The 17,201-nt window shown below is 53.5% G+C and carries 17 protein-coding genes; 8 read left to right on the forward strand and 9 right to left on the reverse strand.

Annotated features, from left to right (window positions below):
* Positions 1 to 235 precede the first annotated feature (235 nt).
* From GSQ70_RS04515 to GSQ70_RS04525, 3 genes are all read left to right on the forward strand, one after another.
* Positions 236 to 1,351 carry a metallophosphoesterase gene (locus GSQ70_RS04515; RefSeq protein ID WP_158781445.1) on the forward strand — a complete coding sequence of 372 codons (1,116 nt, stop codon included), beginning with the start codon at positions 236 to 238 and terminating at the stop codon, positions 1,349 to 1,351.
* Positions 1,352 to 1,414: 63 nt separating this feature from the next.
* A complete protein-coding gene (locus GSQ70_RS04520; protein WP_158781446.1) occupies positions 1,415 to 2,140 on the forward strand; it encodes a YafY family protein in 726 nt (241 codons plus the stop codon).
* Between the two features lie 41 nt (positions 2,141 to 2,181).
* Positions 2,182 to 2,547 carry a DUF1330 domain-containing protein gene (locus GSQ70_RS04525; RefSeq protein WP_158781447.1) on the forward strand — a complete coding sequence of 122 codons (366 nt, stop codon included), beginning with the start codon at positions 2,182 to 2,184 and terminating at the stop codon, positions 2,545 to 2,547.
* A gap of 36 nt (positions 2,548 to 2,583) precedes the next feature.
* Here GSQ70_RS04525 and GSQ70_RS04530 read toward each other — a convergent pair whose 3' ends face one another.
* The 6 genes from GSQ70_RS04530 to GSQ70_RS04555 all read right to left on the reverse strand — a co-directional run bounded on the left by GSQ70_RS04530 (position 2,584) and on the right by GSQ70_RS04555 (position 10,403).
* Positions 2,584 to 2,889 (reverse strand): hypothetical protein, encoded by a 306-nt coding sequence (locus GSQ70_RS04530; protein WP_158781448.1) that lies wholly within the window; start codon positions 2,887 to 2,889, stop codon positions 2,584 to 2,586.
* An 88-nt stretch (positions 2,890 to 2,977) separates the two neighbouring features.
* A complete protein-coding gene (gene glgX / locus GSQ70_RS04535; RefSeq protein ID WP_158781449.1) occupies positions 2,978 to 5,050 on the reverse strand; it encodes a glycogen debranching protein GlgX in 2,073 nt (690 codons plus the stop codon).
* Positions 5,051 to 5,104: 54 nt separating this feature from the next.
* Positions 5,105 to 7,606, reverse strand: a complete 2,502-nt coding sequence (gene treY, locus GSQ70_RS04540; RefSeq protein ID WP_158781450.1) for a malto-oligosyltrehalose synthase — start codon at positions 7,604 to 7,606, stop codon at positions 5,105 to 5,107.
* On the reverse strand, positions 7,603 to 9,390 hold the full coding sequence (gene treZ, locus GSQ70_RS04545; protein WP_158781451.1) for a malto-oligosyltrehalose trehalohydrolase: 1,788 nt from the start codon (positions 9,388 to 9,390) through the stop codon (positions 7,603 to 7,605). Before treZ ends, treY begins: the two co-directional genes overlap by 4 nt.
* Before the next feature lie 152 nt (positions 9,391 to 9,542).
* Complete coding sequence (locus GSQ70_RS04550) at positions 9,543 to 9,947, reverse strand: GFA family protein (protein WP_158781452.1); 405 nt, start codon at positions 9,945 to 9,947, stop codon at positions 9,543 to 9,545.
* Positions 9,948 to 10,097: 150 nt separating this feature from the next.
* Positions 10,098 to 10,403, reverse strand: coding sequence for a DUF1471 domain-containing protein (locus tag GSQ70_RS04555; protein WP_158781453.1), 306 nt, complete (start codon positions 10,401 to 10,403; stop codon positions 10,098 to 10,100).
* 385 nt (positions 10,404 to 10,788) lie between these two features.
* Here GSQ70_RS04555 and GSQ70_RS04560 point away from each other — a divergent pair, with 385 nt between their 5' ends.
* Together GSQ70_RS04560 and GSQ70_RS04565 are read left to right on the forward strand one after the other, a co-directional pair.
* Complete coding sequence (locus tag GSQ70_RS04560; protein WP_158781454.1) at positions 10,789 to 11,040, forward strand: DUF2534 family protein; 252 nt, start codon at positions 10,789 to 10,791, stop codon at positions 11,038 to 11,040.
* Between the two features lie 74 nt (positions 11,041 to 11,114).
* Positions 11,115 to 11,714: a pentapeptide repeat-containing protein gene (locus GSQ70_RS04565; protein ID WP_158781455.1), complete on the forward strand. Its 600-nt coding sequence runs from the start codon at positions 11,115 to 11,117 to the stop codon at positions 11,712 to 11,714.
* 6 nt (positions 11,715 to 11,720) lie between these two features.
* On the opposite strand, the gene GSQ70_RS04570 is transcribed toward GSQ70_RS04565, so the two are convergent.
* Positions 11,721 to 12,554: an oxidoreductase gene (locus GSQ70_RS04570; RefSeq protein ID WP_158781456.1), complete on the reverse strand. Its 834-nt coding sequence runs from the start codon at positions 12,552 to 12,554 to the stop codon at positions 11,721 to 11,723.
* A 112-nt stretch (positions 12,555 to 12,666) separates the two neighbouring features.
* Between GSQ70_RS04570 and GSQ70_RS04575 the strand changes: the two genes are divergently transcribed.
* Positions 12,667 to 13,596: an AraC family transcriptional regulator gene (locus tag GSQ70_RS04575; protein WP_233268249.1), complete on the forward strand. Its 930-nt coding sequence runs from the start codon at positions 12,667 to 12,669 to the stop codon at positions 13,594 to 13,596.
* 64 nt (positions 13,597 to 13,660) lie between these two features.
* On the opposite strand, the gene GSQ70_RS04580 is transcribed toward GSQ70_RS04575, so the two are convergent.
* Both GSQ70_RS04580 and GSQ70_RS04585 read right to left on the reverse strand, forming a co-directional pair.
* A complete protein-coding gene (locus GSQ70_RS04580) occupies positions 13,661 to 14,011 on the reverse strand; it encodes a hypothetical protein (RefSeq protein WP_158781457.1) in 351 nt (116 codons plus the stop codon).
* Positions 13,995 to 15,530, reverse strand: coding sequence for an MDR family MFS transporter (locus GSQ70_RS04585; RefSeq protein ID WP_158781458.1), 1,536 nt, complete (start codon positions 15,528 to 15,530; stop codon positions 13,995 to 13,997). Before GSQ70_RS04585 ends, GSQ70_RS04580 begins: the two co-directional genes overlap by 17 nt.
* Before the next feature lie 81 nt (positions 15,531 to 15,611).
* Here GSQ70_RS04585 and GSQ70_RS04590 point away from each other — a divergent pair, with 81 nt between their 5' ends.
* The gene (locus GSQ70_RS04590) at positions 15,612 to 16,283 is read left to right on the forward strand and encodes a TetR/AcrR family transcriptional regulator (protein ID WP_158781459.1); all 672 of its coding nucleotides are present in this window, start codon (positions 15,612 to 15,614) and stop codon (positions 16,281 to 16,283) included.
* A gap of 1 nt (position 16,284) precedes the next feature.
* Positions 16,285 to 17,160, forward strand: a complete 876-nt coding sequence (gene bla, locus GSQ70_RS04595) for a class A beta-lactamase (protein WP_158781460.1) — start codon at positions 16,285 to 16,287, stop codon at positions 17,158 to 17,160.
* The last annotated feature ends 41 nt before the right edge of the window (positions 17,161 to 17,201 follow it).

Here is a 17,201-nt window from a genome sequence, read left to right on the forward strand (position 1 = left end):
TCATTAAGTGCATCAGAAATCCCCTGAGGTGAAGAAAATTAAGATAAGTATAGCTCCTGCTATATTATATAGCACAAGCTAATTTCAAATGGTAATGATTCTCTTTCCCGACTGCGTGAGGGGCGACAGTCATTGCAAACTCTGTTGTCATTGCTGTAACTTCCCTGAACCCCTTTGGGATTTGCCCAAAATGACATTAAAGCTGTCATCTGCCTCAAGTTATGGAAGGTGTTTAATGTTTCACCTGATTTTCAGCATACCCAGCTGGTATGTCATCGTACGTGTCATCGGGCCTCTGTCTCTGCCCATCGTAGTAAAAATCGTGTTATCTCTGCTGGCGCTGCTGGCTTCACAATATCTTCTGGTGGGAAAACTGACCTCTGGCAGCATTTTTTCAGCCGAAATGCCGCGCACGGTCATTATTCTGTTTAACTGGGCTTTCGGGGCCGTGCTGTTTCTCGCTATCGCGCAGATTCTGATTGATGTGGTTGCGCTGCTGTCGATCGTGTTCAGACATCCGCTGGAGATCGTTCCCGGTGTGCGCTACACCGCCGCAATAATAGCGATGGTTGTGTCGGCTGTGGGTGTTCAGCAGGCTATCCGGGTTCCTCCGGTTAAAGACATCACCATTGAAATCGCCAATCTTCCTGCTGAGTTTGAAGGTTATCAGCTGCTACAGCTGACGGATTTGCACATTACCCGGCTTTTTAACGCATCATGGACTGCGGCGATGGTTAAAAAGGCCCTGTCCCTCAACGTTGATCTTATTCTGGTCACCGGGGATGTTATCGATGGCACTCTGGAAAACCGCCGGGCTGACGTCGAGCCGCTGCGCAATCTGCACGCTCCGGATGGCGTCTTTGCCATCACCGGCAATCACGAATATTTTTTCGAGCAGGTGCGCTGGACTGAACACCTGGCCTCGCTGGGACTGTTCCCCTTGCTGAACTCACATGTAAAAATTAAACGAAACGGCGCTGAGCTGGCCATTGTGGGCGTGCCGGATGCCTCAGCGGCTACACGGGGAGCTATCGGTGCGGATTTGACGAAAGCCATGGAGGGCATTCAGGAAAATGCGCCGGTGATCCTGCTCGATCATCAGCCGAAAAATGCCCGTCAGAATGCGGTACACGGTGTGGATTTACAGCTTTCTGGTCACACCCACGGTGGACTGATTATTGGTTTCGATCGGCTGTTTTTGAAACCTAACGCAGGTTTTGTCTCGGGCCTGTATGACGTGGATAATATGAAGCTCTATGTTAACAACGGTACCGCGCTCTGGCCGGGGATGGCGATCAGAATTGGCCGCCCTTCAGAACTGACGCGCATTACGCTGACCAGAAAACGTTAACCCACTGTAAAGCCGGGTTCTCTTTCCCCTCAGTCGTCATGTTCACCGAGGATAATTCACGGTATGTCGAGAACCAGTCGCCTGTTTGAACTCATCAGTATCCTGCGCGCGCGCAGAACCCCGGCTACGGCTCTTCAACTGGCGCATGAACTGGGCATCTCGCAGCGGAGCGTATACAGGGATATTGACACCCTGCGCTCGCTGGGTGCCCCTCTGGAGGGACAGGCAGGGATCGGCTATTGCCTGAGAAAGGGTTTTTTCCTTCCCGAATTCGCGTTTTCACCGGACGAACTGGATGCGTTAGTCCTTGGTCTGGGCTGGGTGCGTCAGCGAGGTGAACCTGCTCTGGCAAAAAGCAGTGACAGTGCTTTGGCAAAAATCTTTGCTGTCGTAAACAGCGGTACTGCGTTGAACCATGACCCCCCTGCTCTGGTGAGCGCAACCAGCGCGCCTGAAACGATGGACCCACCGCAGTGGGCTTTGTTGCGCGATGCTATCCGTCGGCAACGCAAGATTACGGTTGGCTATGAAGACGTTCACGGTTCTTTATCCGAACGCACTATCTGGCCAATCGTCATCGTCTATTTCGACGGTGTAAGTGTACTGGCGGCCTGGTGTGAACACCGGGCCGCCTTCAGACATTTCCGCGTTGACCGCTTGCAGGTGAAAGCCATTTCGGAAGAGCGTTACCCCGGGCGACGCCAGTCGATCGTGAAACGTTGGCAGCTGCAGGACAGAGACTGGCGTTCGCTGCTGACAGTTTCTGACACATCGAAGGGTTACTCTTGACCTGGGCACTCACTCCGGGGGCCATGTCAGAGGAAAGAAAAATGGTTTCATTATTACCGGCCGCCATCGGGGCCTTCCTTAGTGAAGAAGACGACGCAGGCATTGTAATGTTAAATCTTATCCGATTTGAACCTGACGGTGGTCGGGAAAGATATCTCGACTATCTCCAAATGGCTAAGCCGGTTCTGGCCCGATTTGGGGCAAAAATTCTGTTTGGCGGCGATGGATTGCCCCCTCTCACTACCGGGCAGGAATGGAATGCCGTCGTACTTGTTCAGTATCCATCTCGTTCCGCATTCCGGAACTTGTCAGGCGATGCGGAATATCAGGTGGCGTTCAAAGTCGGAGAAGCGGCAATTGCTGATATCGTGCTGCAACCTCTGAAGCATATCGATGGTCTGTTGTAACAGCCAGTCAGGCGGCATTAAGAAGGCCCGCCGGTATCAGTACAAACTGACCGGCTGGCCCATTCCGCGCCCGGTATCGGTGCTGTTATCAATCATGCCGCGGTTCTGCAGCTGCTGTTGACGCTGCACTTTGCGGTACTCATGATAACGCTCTTTCTCCCAGGCATCATATTCCTCGCGAGAACGTGGCCTGTTTATCTGCAGCGGCTGAACTTCACGCCCGATGCCAGGATGGGCATACTCCGGGTTTTCACGCCAGTTGCTGTCATCGGCCCCTTGATGGCTGCAGGACGCAACCAGCATCAGGGCTGGCAAAATTGTCATTTTAATCATGCTGTTCATACTCCCTCCTGGAGTAAACAGGCGACGGGTGTTCCAGTTTATCGCGACTGATGTCAGCTTAACAGGGCGCGGTTAAGCGCCCTGTTCATTAAGGCCGGCGGAACAGAGCCAGACTGCGGCCTTCCAGCTCGTAATCCTTTTCTTTACTGATCACCATACCGTGCCTGCCGGTATCACCTGTAGTGAGTTCCAGCACCCAGCCCCCTTCGCCAAACTGCGGGATGCGGAACGGCACATTGCCTTCAAAAGGATTAAGCAGGATCAGCACGTCATGCCAGATACCTTCCTCTGTTTGCAGGTCGGGACGGCCGATATAGACCCCAAGAGTCGAACCTTCATCCCACTGTTCAGATTGCTGGAAACCGCCACCGGCATTAAACCATTTGATGTCCATCCCATCCCGCCAGTTCTCGCGGCGCAGCAGCGGCTGCTCTGCCCTCAACCTGATAACATGACGGGTAAACTCGCGCAGCGCCTCGCTGCTTTCAGGCAGGTTTTCCCAGTGGATCCAGGAGATCTCGCTGTCCTGGCAGTAACCATTATTATTGCCGAGTTGACTGCGGCCAAATTCGTCTCCGGCCAGCAACATTGGCGTTCCATGCGAGAAGAACAGCGTGGCGAGAAAATTACGCTTCTGCCGTTCACGTACCGCATTGATGCCTTCATCGTCAGTCGGTCCTTCGGCACCATAATTGTATGATCGGTTGTCATTATGGCCGTCGTTGTTATCTTCACCGTTGGCTTCGTTATGTTTTTCGTTCCAGGAAACCATATCGTTAAGCGTAAAGCCGTCATGGGCGGTGATAAAATTGACGCTCGACCAGGGCCGACGGCCGCGCTGATCGTAGAGGTCGCCGGACCCCAGCAGACGGGCGGCAAAATCGGTCGACACGTTATCGCCCTTCCAGTATTCCCGCACCGTATCGCGGTACTTGTCGTTCCACTCCGCCCAGCCAGGCGGGAAGCCGCCAACCTGATAACCGCCGGGGCCAATATCCCAGGGTTCGCCAATCAGCTTCAACTTTGACAGTATCGGATCCTGCATAATCGCATCGAAGAAGCCGCCCCGCTGATCAAAGCCTTCCGGCTCACGGCCCAGAATAGTCCCCAAATCGAAGCGAAAACCGTCGATATGCATCGATTCAGCCCAGTAACGGAGGGAATCCATGATCATTTGCAATACTCGCGGGTGTGAGGTATTCACCGTATTGCCGGTGCCGGTATCATTAATGTAATAACGATGCTGATCGGGCAACGTGCGGTAATAGGAGAAGTTATCGATGCCTTTAAATGAAAGCGTCGGACCAAGTTCGTTACCTTCAGCGGTGTGGTTATATACCACGTCAAGGATCACCTCGATACCGGCATCGTGGAACGCCCGCACCATATCGCGAAAGCCCTGAATACCCCTCGGCCCGAAATAGCGCGTGGCCGGGGCGAAGAATGCCAGCGTGTTATATCCCCAAAAATTCTTCAGCCCTTTATCGAGCAGATGCTGATCGTCCGGGAACCAGTGTACCGGCAGCAGTTCAACAGAGGTGACACCCAGGCTTTTGATGTAATCAACGGTGGAGTGGTGCGACATCCCGTCGTAGGTGCCCCGCCGTTCTTGCGGAATGGCCGGATTCAGTTGGGTGAACCCTTTTACGTGGGTTTCATAAACCACGGTTTTTGACCAGGGGATCACTGGCCGGTTGTTATCCTGCCAGTCAAATTCATTGGGGTCGATAACACGGCACTTGGGCATAAATGGCGCGCTGTCCTGAGTGTCAAAGCTCAGATCCTTGTCCTCATCCTGCAGATCGTAGGCATAGTGAGCTTCACTCCATTCAATATCACCGGCCAGCTCCCGCGCATAGGGGTCGATCAGCAGCTTGTTGGGGTTAAAACGGTGACCATTTTCTGGCTCATAGGGGCCGTGAACGCGATAGCCATACAGCGCACCGGGCTGTAATCCCGGCACATAGCCATGCCAGATTTCATTGGTGTATTCCGGCAGTTCCAGCCTGGCGATCTCCTCTTTGCCACTGGCATCATAGAGACAAAGCTCAATGCGCTCCGCGTGTGCGGAAAAAATAGCGAAGTTAACCCCTTCGCCATCGTAATTAGCGCCGAGCGGCAGGCTTTCACCTGTCGTAATAATCAGTTTGACGTCAGACATACTTTCCTCGCCATCAGTTGAAAAAACATTAGTGTTGTTGTCAGTGCCGTTAATTCATTCACTCAGCAGGATGATGGCCGCGTGGCCCGCAAATCTGGCCAGGTCGACAGTGTCTGCTAATTCCGTCGCTTCTCCGCTGAGCAGGTTAAGATAGCGTCGGTTTGCCAGCCGGGCTGGCAACCTGATTTCTGTTTCCGGCCAGTGAATGCTGAAAGAGCTGGAATCACTGACCATCCCGAAGGTCAGACGTGGAGCAATGACGATCAGTGCCGCGCCGTTCTCATCACGCGCAAAAGCCAGCACGTTCTCAGCCTGTTTTCCGCTGGCGGTAAGCGGCAAATAATCACCTCTGCGAAACAGGGCTGGCCGCTGCTGGCGGCACCGGAGCAATCTGGCAATGACGTGTTGATTCAGACGGCCGCTGAGCCAGCTGGCTTCCGCGTTGAAATCGGGGTTGCTCTCTTTCAACTGACGCTCAAGCATGGCAAAGTCCGGCTCACGGCGGTTGTCAGGGTCGACAAGGCTGAAGTCCAGCGCTTCACTGCCCTGATAGATATCCGGCAAGCCCGGCGCGGCGAGCTTAACAATGGTCTGCGTAAGGCTGTTTACCAGTCCGGCACGGATAAATGGCTGTAGCGCGTGATGAAAATCCTGCAGAAAGGTTTGATTCTCTGGTGAGAACAAATGGCGGGCATAGTCGATAATCGCCCTTTCATAAGGATCGTTGTTGTCGCCCCAATTAGTGCGCAGTTTCGCTTCACGCAGCGCTTTTTCCACATAGACGACAAATCGCTCCTCCAGTGCCTTCACCCCTGCCCGATCGTCAGGTTGCAACGTGGCTGGCCATACCCCGGCCAGCGACTGATAAAGCATCCACTCGCCCGCTGGTCTGGGTGCTGGGCCATCATTGAGCACGCTGACCTGGTCTTTGTTCATCTGACTCCAGCGGGCGAGACACTCAGCCCAACGCTCCGGTGCTTCGGTCAGCGTACAGAGCCTGGCTCGTGCATCCTCGCCGCGCTTGGTGTCATGGGTTGAAGTGCCGGAAAGTGCATCTGGCTGACGTTGAAGCCGGGTTTTCATCTCCGCATGAAAACGGTCGATTGAGAAAGTCAGTGGAACCGGCTCCGCACCGACTTCGTTCAGCGCCAGCGCCATGTTCTGCCGGTAGAACAGCGTATCCTCCACCGATTTTGCCATCAGCGGGCCGGTCAGCTGCTGGAACCGGGTACGGAAAGTGGCAGCCTCTGCTGACACATTGTCTTCAATGATCTGCACAAGAAACGCCAGCGCCTCCGGCGACGGCACGCTGACTTTTGTCGCCACCGTATGCAACAGCCCGGCATCTGCCGCTGGCAGCCCTTCTGGCGTACCGTAAGTGCGATAGACCGGAAAAGCCACCAGCAGCTCCCGTAACGCCGGGCGAATAACATCTTCCCCCAGCGGCACGCTACCGGCGTTGGCAATTTTCAACGCCAGATTCAGCAGCGTGGTGAATTCTCCTGCAAAATTATGTTCCACCATCAGCAGCTTGGCCGCACGCAGTTCGGCTCTCATATCGACCGGTTTGCCAACCACCTTTTCCCATGCCCTGCGCAAAGCTGGAATATTCCTGCCATCCACCAGCGCATCCGTCACTGAGGAGATAAATTCATAGCCGGTGGTGCCGGATACCGGCCAGTCTGCCGGGAGATGCTCGCCCTCAGCGAGGATCTTTTCAACGGTGATATAACACTCTGGTCCGCTCTTTTGACGCAGACGATCCAGATAGGCTTTCGGATCGGCCAGGCCGTCAATATGATCGACACGCAGCCCGTCGACCGCGCCGGAATGGACCAGTTCGAGGATCAACCGGTGTGAATCATGGAAAACGGCTTCGTCCTCCACCCGCACACCAACCAGACCAGTGACCTCAAAAAAGCGGCGGTAAGAGAGGTCATGGGGTGCATCCCGCCAGCACATCAGTCGCCACGGCTGACTCTCATGCAGTCTGGCGATCTCCGCCTTATCAGTTATCTGCAGAACTTCCGTTTCTCTGCCCTGCCAGCTTCCGGGAGTCAGCGGGTAGAAGGTGTCATAACAGACCATGGCTGGCCTGCCAGTGTTCGGATCGGGCCTGAGGCTGATTTCGCCGTTATCCAGCAGCGCCTCAAAAGTATCACCAAGGAACGGCAGCGTCAGGCGGCGTGACCAGTCAATATCAAAATATCTGGCATAGCGACTCTGCCTGCCGTATTCGACCACGTCATGCCACCAGGCATTCTCCAGCGAGGCGGCCATATGGTTCGGCACGATATCAAGGATCAGGCCTAACCCTGCATTTTTCAGTGCTTTCACCATGCGGTCGAAGCCTGCACGACCGCCAATTGCCGGTTCGATTTCATTCACATCGGTTACGTCGTAGCCATGTGTTGAGCCAGAGGTCGCGGTGAATATGGGTGAAGCATAAAGGTGGCTGATACCCAGTTTTTTCAGATAAGGCACGAGGCCGGCCGCCCGGTCGAAGGTCATGCCGTTGCGGAACTGGATACGGTAAGTGGCGGTTGGGACTGTCATTTTGCGACTCCTGAAGCAACGCGCACGATAATGGCGTTTTTTTGCAGCGGCTGGGCCGCCTGTGGCCAGGCATAAATAATATCGCCGGGAAGTTCAGGAAGCGGGCGTGGCGTCTCGCCAATATTGACCGCAACCGACAGCGTTCCCTGAGGGAATGTCCAGCTGACGGCAAAAAAGCCCTCTGCGGTGTCGATCACTTTGCCCGTATTCCCGCCAGCATCGAAAAGCAAGGGCACCACATATTTCTGGCGCAGGGTCAGCAGTTCTCTGGTAAGTTCAAGCCATTTTTTGCCCTGCTCGCTTTGTGGCTTCCTCCAGTCCAGCCTGGACTGCGCGAAGGTCTGCGGATCGTTAGGGTCCGGAACGCTTTCGCCCTCGTGACCGGCGTGCCCCTCGAACTCCTGCGCCCGGCCTTCCCTCACCGCTTTCGCCAGATCGCCATGGAAATCGGTGAAGAACAGGAACGGATTGGTTTCGCCATATTCTTCGCCCATAAACATCAGCGGAATATGGGGCGAAAGAAGCAAGGTGGTAAACAGCAGCCGGGTACGATCCTCTCCGGCCAGCTCAATCAGACGCTCGCCACGGGCGCGGTTGCCGACCTGGTCGTGATTCTGGATAAAATCAACAAAGGCGACTGGTGGCTGGCTGCTGCTGTTAACGCCCCGCTTCTCCCCACTCTGAGGCGAAACTTCGCCCTGATAAGCAAATCCCTCAGCCAGGATCCGGGCAATCAGTTTCCCGGGTTTATCCGCAAAATCCTGGTAATAAGCATGCGTTTCGCCGGTGATAAAGACATGTACGGCATTGTGGAAGTCGTCATTCCATTCGCCGGTAAAGAGCGGCGCGGAACCATCCGGATCGCGTGGATGCAGGAAAACTACATTGCGACAGTCTTCAGTGGTGAGATGGATGGGGCGATCGGTAATTTTGCTTCGTATCCGCTCTGCAATCTCAACCAGAATATGTTTGTCAGACGCATCTTTGATCTGGTCAATCGCGTCAAAACGCAGGCCGTCCAGGCGGTATTCCCTCAGCCAGTAAAGAGGGGCATCGCTGATATAATGACGCGCGGCATCCACGTTATAAGCAATACCGGCTCCCCACGGCGTCTTGCGTTCTTTATCAAAGAAGTCAGGTGACAGCAGCGGAAGATAATTGCCTTCAGGGCCAAAGTGGTTAAGCACGATATCCAGCACCACCGACAGGCCATAACCATGGGCGGCATCAACAAAGGCTTTGAAATCATCGGGCGTACCGTAAGCAGAATGAGGCGCGTAGAGCAGCACGCCGTCATAACCCCAACCGCGATTGCCTTCGAACTGCGAGAGCGGCAGCACCTCAATCATGGTGATACCCAGCCCGGCAAGCCCGGCGAGTTTTTCCATTGCAGCACGGAACGTCCCTTCCGGCGTGAACGTGCCGAAATGCATCTCGTAAACCACGGTTTCTTCCCACGGTCGCCCTTTCCATGCAGCGTTCTGCCAGTGGTAAGCATCAGGGTCGACAACAACAGAGGGGCCGTGAACATCTGCTTTCTGCGCCAGAGAGGCAGGATCAGGTACTTTTGTGCCATCGGCGAGGATAAAATGATATTCCGCGCCCGGTGATACGCTGGTGGCCAGCAGTTCAAACCAGCCATCCTCCAGCGCCTTCATGGCAAAATCTTTGCCGGAAAGCCGCAGCGTTACGGCGTTCTGGCCGGATGCCCAAAGGCGAAAACGAACCGTGCCGTCAGCAGCATAGTCGGCTCCCCAATGTCTCAGTAATGAATTTGACTCCATTGTATTGCCTCTTGATAATCATGAAACGAGCAAGGGACGACGACAGGAGTAATCATAGACCACGCCCACCAGAATGCCCGTCAGGGACGGGCTTCAGGGGAAACAGGCATCAGGAAAAACGGTAGGAACGAGGATCGGAAAAGCTCAGGTTATTACTCAGGCTGATAAAAGAGCCAGCCCGCCACACCGCCCTTACCGCCATCATTCTGGTGATTGATGCCGTCGTTGACTCTGACCGGAGAAAAATCAAAAGGCGACACTCCTTCGAGGCAGGCCACATTGACGGCAAAGTGTTGCGGATTAGAACGGCGCTGGTGGAAGGTGTAAATGCCACAGACTGAACAGAAGTAATGGGCTGCGGTTCGCGAGTTGAAGCGATACTCCGTCAGCTTCTCTTTCCCTTTAATCACTTCAACTGACAGCGCGGGTGCCATAACGGCACCACGCATGCGGCAAAATGAACAGTTGCAGCGCATCACGGCGTTAAGCCCGTTAGTGAGGGCAACGGTAAACACAACTTCCCCACAGTGGCACTGGGCAGGCATCTTGTCTGACATTCAAAACTCCTTCGGCTGAGTCGACAGGGCTGACAGAATGTTACGCTGAAATTGTTTCAGGCAGATTGTTCCGGGCACTGAAGATAAAAAACACCACAGACCTTTTGGCATGCGGTGTTTTATTATTCACACATTTTGCATTACGACACATCAGCCATAAGCCGCTTTATCATTAATGTTATACAGCGTCGCTGTGGCAGCCAGAACATGCTGATCGTCATTACCGGGCTTATGAGATTCCACATCGGTAATGTGATAGCCGACCGCGCCCGCATCCAGCGCTTTCTTCATAAAGGCGTCGTTGAGTTCTTCCATGGTGGTGACCCAGCTCACCGACGTTATCCCCATTGGTTGCATGGAAGCTAACTCACGATGAGTTAATCCTGCGCGGATCACAACAGGTTTAACGGTCTGCGGTGAAAAGATTGAGATAACATCATTAACTAAGTTTTTCATGGTTTTACTCCTGAATCATTCTATTGCTAAGTCGTTTAATTGAAAGGGATATGACGCTTTCTTTATCGGTATTTAATCGACAGCCACTCTTCAATAAAACGACAATTGCGCACGGCCAGTGATCGATGCCGGTGAATCAACTTAATCCTTTTTTGTGTTGCGCGTTTTAGCTTTAATTGCTAATTAATTGTTAAGAAACCTTCAGCCATCACTTAGCTAACTTTGAGCGAAGATATTTTCATCTGATTACAATTTGGTTATTTCAGACATGCAATGGGCAGTTGAATAATATTTCAGGATCCGGCTAACAAGAAAAGGTAAGACGATTTATCTTTTTTTTGGCAGAATCGTTAGTCTGAACAATGCAAAAGGAAGTGACTCCCCCATGCGTAAAGAAAAAAAACAGTTTATCTCAGCCGTTGTCGTGGTGCTGCTTATCGCGCTCTCGATAATGACCAAAGCCATGGTTGGCGGAGCGATCGAGGAATACCATATTCCGCTGAACAACTGGTCAGCCGAGATGTTAGTCACCCAGCTCTTTATGATTGTGGTTTACTCCATGGTATTCACGGGCCTGCTTTCCATTCCGCTCTGGTACTGGTTCCTCGGTGAAAAAGAGTCCGGCAGGATTGATTAAAAGCGATCTGCTTCGCTCTCAGGCAGCAAGTTTTTTACATTCTCAATCAGATTTAGCATTCAGTTGGGGTTTGCATGGAAAAACTGGTCAGTCATGAAGAGTACCTGGATCAATCATTCAGCAAGCTGGATTTATCCTCATCGGAACTGGAAAGCAGCCACTTTGAAGACTGTGAGTTTGACCACTGCAACTTCACTTCGACAAAATTTGCCCGCTGCAAATTCACCAACTGTACGTTCAGCCACTGCAATCTGAGCGTGGCCGGGTTTCCCGGGGCGATCCTGTTTGCCGTGGAATTTACCGAATGCAAAATCAGCGGTGTGGACTGGACGCGCGCGTACTGGCCGCCCTTCCACCTGGATCCTGAACTGCGCTTCAGCAAATGTATCCTGACCAACGCTTCCTTTTTTGGACTGACGTTGCAGCGCGTGAAGATGGAGGAGTGTCGGGTGAATGAGGCGGATTTCAGAGAGTGTGACCTGACCAGTGCAATAATAACCGGCTGCGATCTTTCCGGGAGTCTGTTCAGCAATACCAACCTGCGAAACGCGGACTTCACTGGCTCCTGGGACTTCACTCTCAATGTCCTGAACAATATCATCACCGGGGCTAAATTTTCCCGCACTGAAGCTGTTTCCCTGCTGGAAAGCCTGGGAATTGAGCTGGCAGACTGAGACCAGTCAGCCAACAGTGGAGCGCGTCAGCGCTTCCCACTTATCCATCTCTGCAGATAACGCTGCCAGCTTATCCCGTACCAGCCCCAGCGCATCGCTGCCTAACAGCAGATGCGCCGGAGGCGAGGCCGAATCAATCACCGCCAGCATAGCCTGCGCGGCTTTCTGTGGATCGCCCAACTGTCTGCCGCTCTTCTCTTCCCGCGCCTTACGCACCGGATCAAACAGGCTGTCATAATCCGCGATCGAACGTGGAGTTCTGACCATTGACCGGCCTGCCCAGTCAGTTCTGAACGAGCCGGGTGCCACAGCCGTAACATGGATACCAAAGGGTTGCACCTCTTTGCCCAGCGTTTCAGAAATCCCCTCCAGCGCGAACTTGCTGCCACAGTAGAAAGAGATGCCGGGCATCGTGACAAACCCGCCCATCGAGGTGATGTTAAGAATATGGCCCCGGCGGCGTTTCCTCATGGCTGGCAGCACGGCTTTGATCATGGCTACAGCGCCAAAAACGTTCACGTCAAACTGCTGACGCATCTCTTCCAGAGTGGATTCTTCCATCACCCCTTCATGGCCATAACCGGCGTTGTTAACCAGCACGTCAATCGGACCGATGCTGCCTTCAATTTCATCGATGATGCCATTAATCGAGCCGAAATCTGTTACGTCAAGGATTCGGGCGCTGGCACGCTGAGGGTGCAAGGCCTCAAAGTCTGTTTTTGCCTGCTGGCTGCGAACGGTGCCGACTACGTGGCAACCCGCGGCAAGGGCTTCTTTAGCAAGGGCGAGGCCGAAGCCGCTGCTGACACCGGTCACTAACAGAATTTTAGACATTGTCATGGTATTTCCTCTTGTCAGGTAGAATGGTGACATACTACTCTCCGGTGGCCGCTATTATCAGGCCGTATACTCTCCTTTTCTTGCCCGATCCTATGAGCTGATGACTGAAATCATGACAGATAAGCAACAGATGGTAGATTTGCTAAAGCAATTGGCCCCGGTCGAAGGCTATAACCTGACCGCGCTTTCTGACGTGCGAATTCTGCGTTCAGATCGCCCGCTGGCGCGTACGCCGGTGTTGTACGACCCCGGCATCGTTATTGTCTGCCAGGGCTGCAAACGGGGCTATTTCGGCGATAAAGTTTATCTTTATGATGCGCATAATTATCTGGCAGTTTCTGTGCCCGTGCCTTTTGTGATGGAAACGGATGCTTCTCCGGAACAGCCTTTGCTGGCGATTTATCTGCATCTGAATTTTCAGGTGGCGGCCGAGTTGATGATTCAGATCGACCGTCTGGGGCTGAGCGCCCCCGCCGCTGGCCCACAAAGCATGATGTCCAGCCCGATGGATGAAGCGTTGAAAGGCTCCGTGCTGCGCTTTCTGACCGCTATGACCCTCCCTCTGGAATCTGCGATACTGGGTCCGGCTCTGATGCGCGAAATTTACTTCCGCATCCTGACTGGCCCTCAGGGAAATGCGATGAGATCTTCGATGAATATGCAGGGACAGTTCGGCAAAATCTGCCGATCGCTGCAACGTATTCATGCCAGCTATGCGCAGCCGTTAAACATCACTTACCTGGCCAATGAAGCGGGCATGAGCGTGCCGACATTCCACAGCCATTTTAAAGCGGTCACGCAGACCTCTCCGATTCAGTACGTGAAATCTGCCCGTCTGCATCAGGCCAGATTACTGATGATTCGCCAGGAGATGACGGCCTCCGCAGCCTGCCATGCGGTAGGCTATGAGAGCCCCTCGCAGTTTAACCGCGAATTCAAACGGCTGTTTGGCCTGCCTCCGGCGGAAGAAGTCAGACGAATGAAGAAGAATTTTGCCGTCCCCCCGGCGCATGCAGGGGCAACGTATATTTCCTCTCATTAAATCTCGTGGGCAAAATTCCTGAATGCGATCGAGCCAGCTTCCAAACCGCTGAATTTCTGCTGCATTATTCGTGGCTCCCGCTGGCAGGGTTGAGCGAGCTGGCCATGCCGCCATTCTGGCTGCCGAAGTGATATGCGCTGAACAGGCTCATCGCCAGCATTCCCAGACCGAAAGGCAGGATGCTGGACGCCGCCCGGAGGTGAAAATCACCAACCTGACAAACAAGAAGATAGCCCACGACAATATTAAAGGATCCCCAGAGAACATTGACCATCGATGAAGAAAGCCCTTTTCCTGGCGGTGTGGCAAACGGACTCTGAAAAGGTTTGCCCATCACACCGCTGATAAAATGCGGCACTGCATTAGTCAAAAATACACCACCAAAGAAATACGAAATGCTATGCAGAAACACCATTTTTACTCTCCTTTGCTGTTTTTTTCAGTGGGGCCTCGGGAATTAACCACGACAACGCAAACGCCACTACCATCAGACTTGCCGCCATCAAAAACGCCGCGTGAATGGCATTGCCAAAAGCCTGCAGATAGTCGTTGTGGATGGCTTCAGGTAGGTGCCGGATAGCATCAGGATTCAGGGAACGCGGCAGCTCTGCACCTTCAGGCAGCAATTTTTCCAGCCCCGTTTTTAACACCTGGCTGAATACCGCACCAAACAATGCGACTCCGATAGAACCGCCCACCGAACGGAACAACGTTACGGCGGAGGTGGCCACACCCATTAAATCTGGCGACACGGTATTCTGCACGGCAAGAACCAGCACCTGCATAACCATGCCGAGTCCCATCCCCATTACGCAGGTGAACAGGTACAGATGCCAGGTTGGCGAAGCCGTGCTGATAGTGGTCAACAGCGCCATCCCGATAACCGCCAGCAGGGTGCCGGTAATCGGAAATAAGCGGTACTTTCCGGTGTGGCTGATAATCCTGCCGCTGATGATCGAGGTCAGCAGCAGTCCGCCCATCAATGGCAGCAACTGCATACCTGCCTGAGTAGGTGTAGCCTCTTTGACAATCTGCAAATACAGCGGCAGGAAGGTCACACTGCCGAACAGGGACATGCCGATAATGAAGCCAATCATGCTGCACAGCAAAAAGCTGCGGTCACCAAACAGCGTCAGCGGGATGATCGGCTCCCACGCCAGACGTTCTTCATAGATAAAACCAATCAGCCCCACCACACCGAAAGCCAGAATGCACCACAGCTGAGGATCCGACCATTCCCGTACGGTTCCTCCTTCACTGGTAAACAGCGTGACGCCCAGCAGCGCCATGGTCAGATAGATAGCGCCCAGATAATCAATCTCATGCTGTTTGCGTTTACCGCCCGGTTTCAGCACTGCGCCAATCACCAACAGAGCAAACAGCCCCAGCGGCAGGTTGATATAGAAGATCCAGCGCCAGGAAGCATGCTGAACGATAAATCCGCCCATCAGGGGGCCAATAACCGTCGCCAGACCGAAAACGCCGCCAAACAGCCCCTGATAACGGCCCCTTTCAGCCGGAGGCACCACATCGGCAATCGCCGCCATGCTGACTACCATCAGCCCCCCACCACCCAGCCCCTGGATCGCACGGGTGATCACCAGCTGATCCATATTCTGAGCCAGGCCGCACAGCGCCGAGCCAGCCAGAAAAAGGACCACTGAAATTTGCAGCACCAGCTTGCGGCCATACAGGTCGCCAAATTTTCCATACAGCGGGACAACCACGGTGGACGCGAGAGTATATGCAATCACGATCCACGAGAGCTTATCGAGCCCTCCCAGCTCCCCGACAATGGTCGGCAGCGCGGTTGAGACAATCGTTTGATCAAGAGCGGCCAGCAGCATCACCAGTAACAACGCGGTGAAAAGCAGTCGCAGCGACGGCTCTTTTGCCAGCGTGTCTTGCTGCTGGCCGGAAAGTTCAGAGTCCATAACGACACTCACTTGTAATTAATTAAATGCGCAATTAATATTTAGCGCAGAGATTATCAGAACACAACGGGCAGGCACAAGATGACCGCACTGAAAGAACATTTCGACCCTGAACCAGATAAAAAACCTGTTCGTAAGCCGGGCCGCCCGCGCGGGGGCGCTATCAATGCTGAACAGCGGGAACATCTGCTGGATATTGCTTTACATCTGTTCGCCCGCCAGGGCATTGCAGAGACGTCCCTCAACGCCATCGCCCGCCAGGCGGCCGTCAGTCCTGCTATGCTCAATTACTATTTCCGTTCACGCGAAGCGCTACTGGATAGCGTTATTGAGGAACGTTTTGCCCCTCTTCGTGGCCGGATATTTGAAGCATTTGTGGCCAATGCTGACGATCCTGTTACTGCCATTAGCCTGCTGGTGACAGAAATTGCCGAAACGGCACAAAAAAACAGCTGGTTTGCCCCGTTGTGGATGCAGGAGGCGGCCAGTGATGAAGCGCTGTTAAAGCAAAGGTTGCATGAGCGTTATGGCAAAGAAGAGCGGAAAAAAGTGCTCAGCATTATCGAAGGCTGGCAGCAGGCTGGCCGGCTTAATCCGGACCTGTCTCCCCAGTTGCTGATGGTTTCACTGATGAGTCTGGTGCTGGTTCCCCTTGCCCGCCTTGGGAAAAATGCCGATAGGATCGAAAGGGAAATGATTGTTAAACACGCTCTGGCGCTGCTTTGCCAGGGGATTTCTGTAGATAAGGATTGAGATGATTAAACGGACATGGCGTCACACGGCCCTGAAGGCCGCAGCAATAATGCTATTTCTTTCTGGCACTGTTCCATCGTGGGCAGGTACGACGGCAGATATTCAGCAGAAGCTGGCTGATTTGGAAAAAGATGCCGGGGGACGTCTGGGCGTTGCCCTGATCAATACCGCAGATAATTCGCAAATCCTCTTCCGTGGTAATGAACGTTTTCCACTGTGCAGCACCAGTAAAGTGATGGCAGCCTCGGCTATTTTAAAGCAAAGTGAAACCAAAAACCTGATGAATCATAGGGTTAAAATCAAAAAATCAGATCTGGTCAACTATAATCCCATCACGGAGAAATATGTAGGGAAGGAGATGACGCTGGGCGAATTGAGTGCCGCAGCACTGCAATACAGTGACAATACCGCCATGAACAAACTGATTTCCCATCTGGGCGGAACGGATAAAGTCACCCGTTTTGCACGATCCATAGGCGACAAGACTTTTCGTCTGGATCGTACTGAACCCACGCTGAATACGGCCATCCCGGCTGACAAACGTGATACCACCACCCCACTGGCTATGGCAAACAGCCTGCACAGGCTGACTCTGGGTAAGGCACTGGGTGAAGCACAGCGTGCGCAACTGGTTGAGTGGATGAAAGGGAATACTACCGGTGCTCAAAGCATTCGGGCCGGTCTGCCTGCCACGTGGGTAGTCGGTGATAAAACCGGCAGCGGCGATTACGGCACGACCAATGATATCGCTGTTATCTGGCCGCCAAACCATGCCCCGCTGATTCTGGTGACCTACTTTACTCAGCCAGTGCAGGATGCCAAAGCCCGGAGAGATGTTTTAGCTTCCGCGGCAAAAATTGTGACGGCAGGACTTTAACCTGCTGAAGATGTTCTTTCTGGAATCAGGCCCGTCGCTCT

The organism is Pantoea sp. BAV 3049 (genome assembly GCF_009765445.1).
Classification (GTDB): Bacteria; Pseudomonadota; Gammaproteobacteria; order Enterobacterales; family Enterobacteriaceae; genus Erwinia.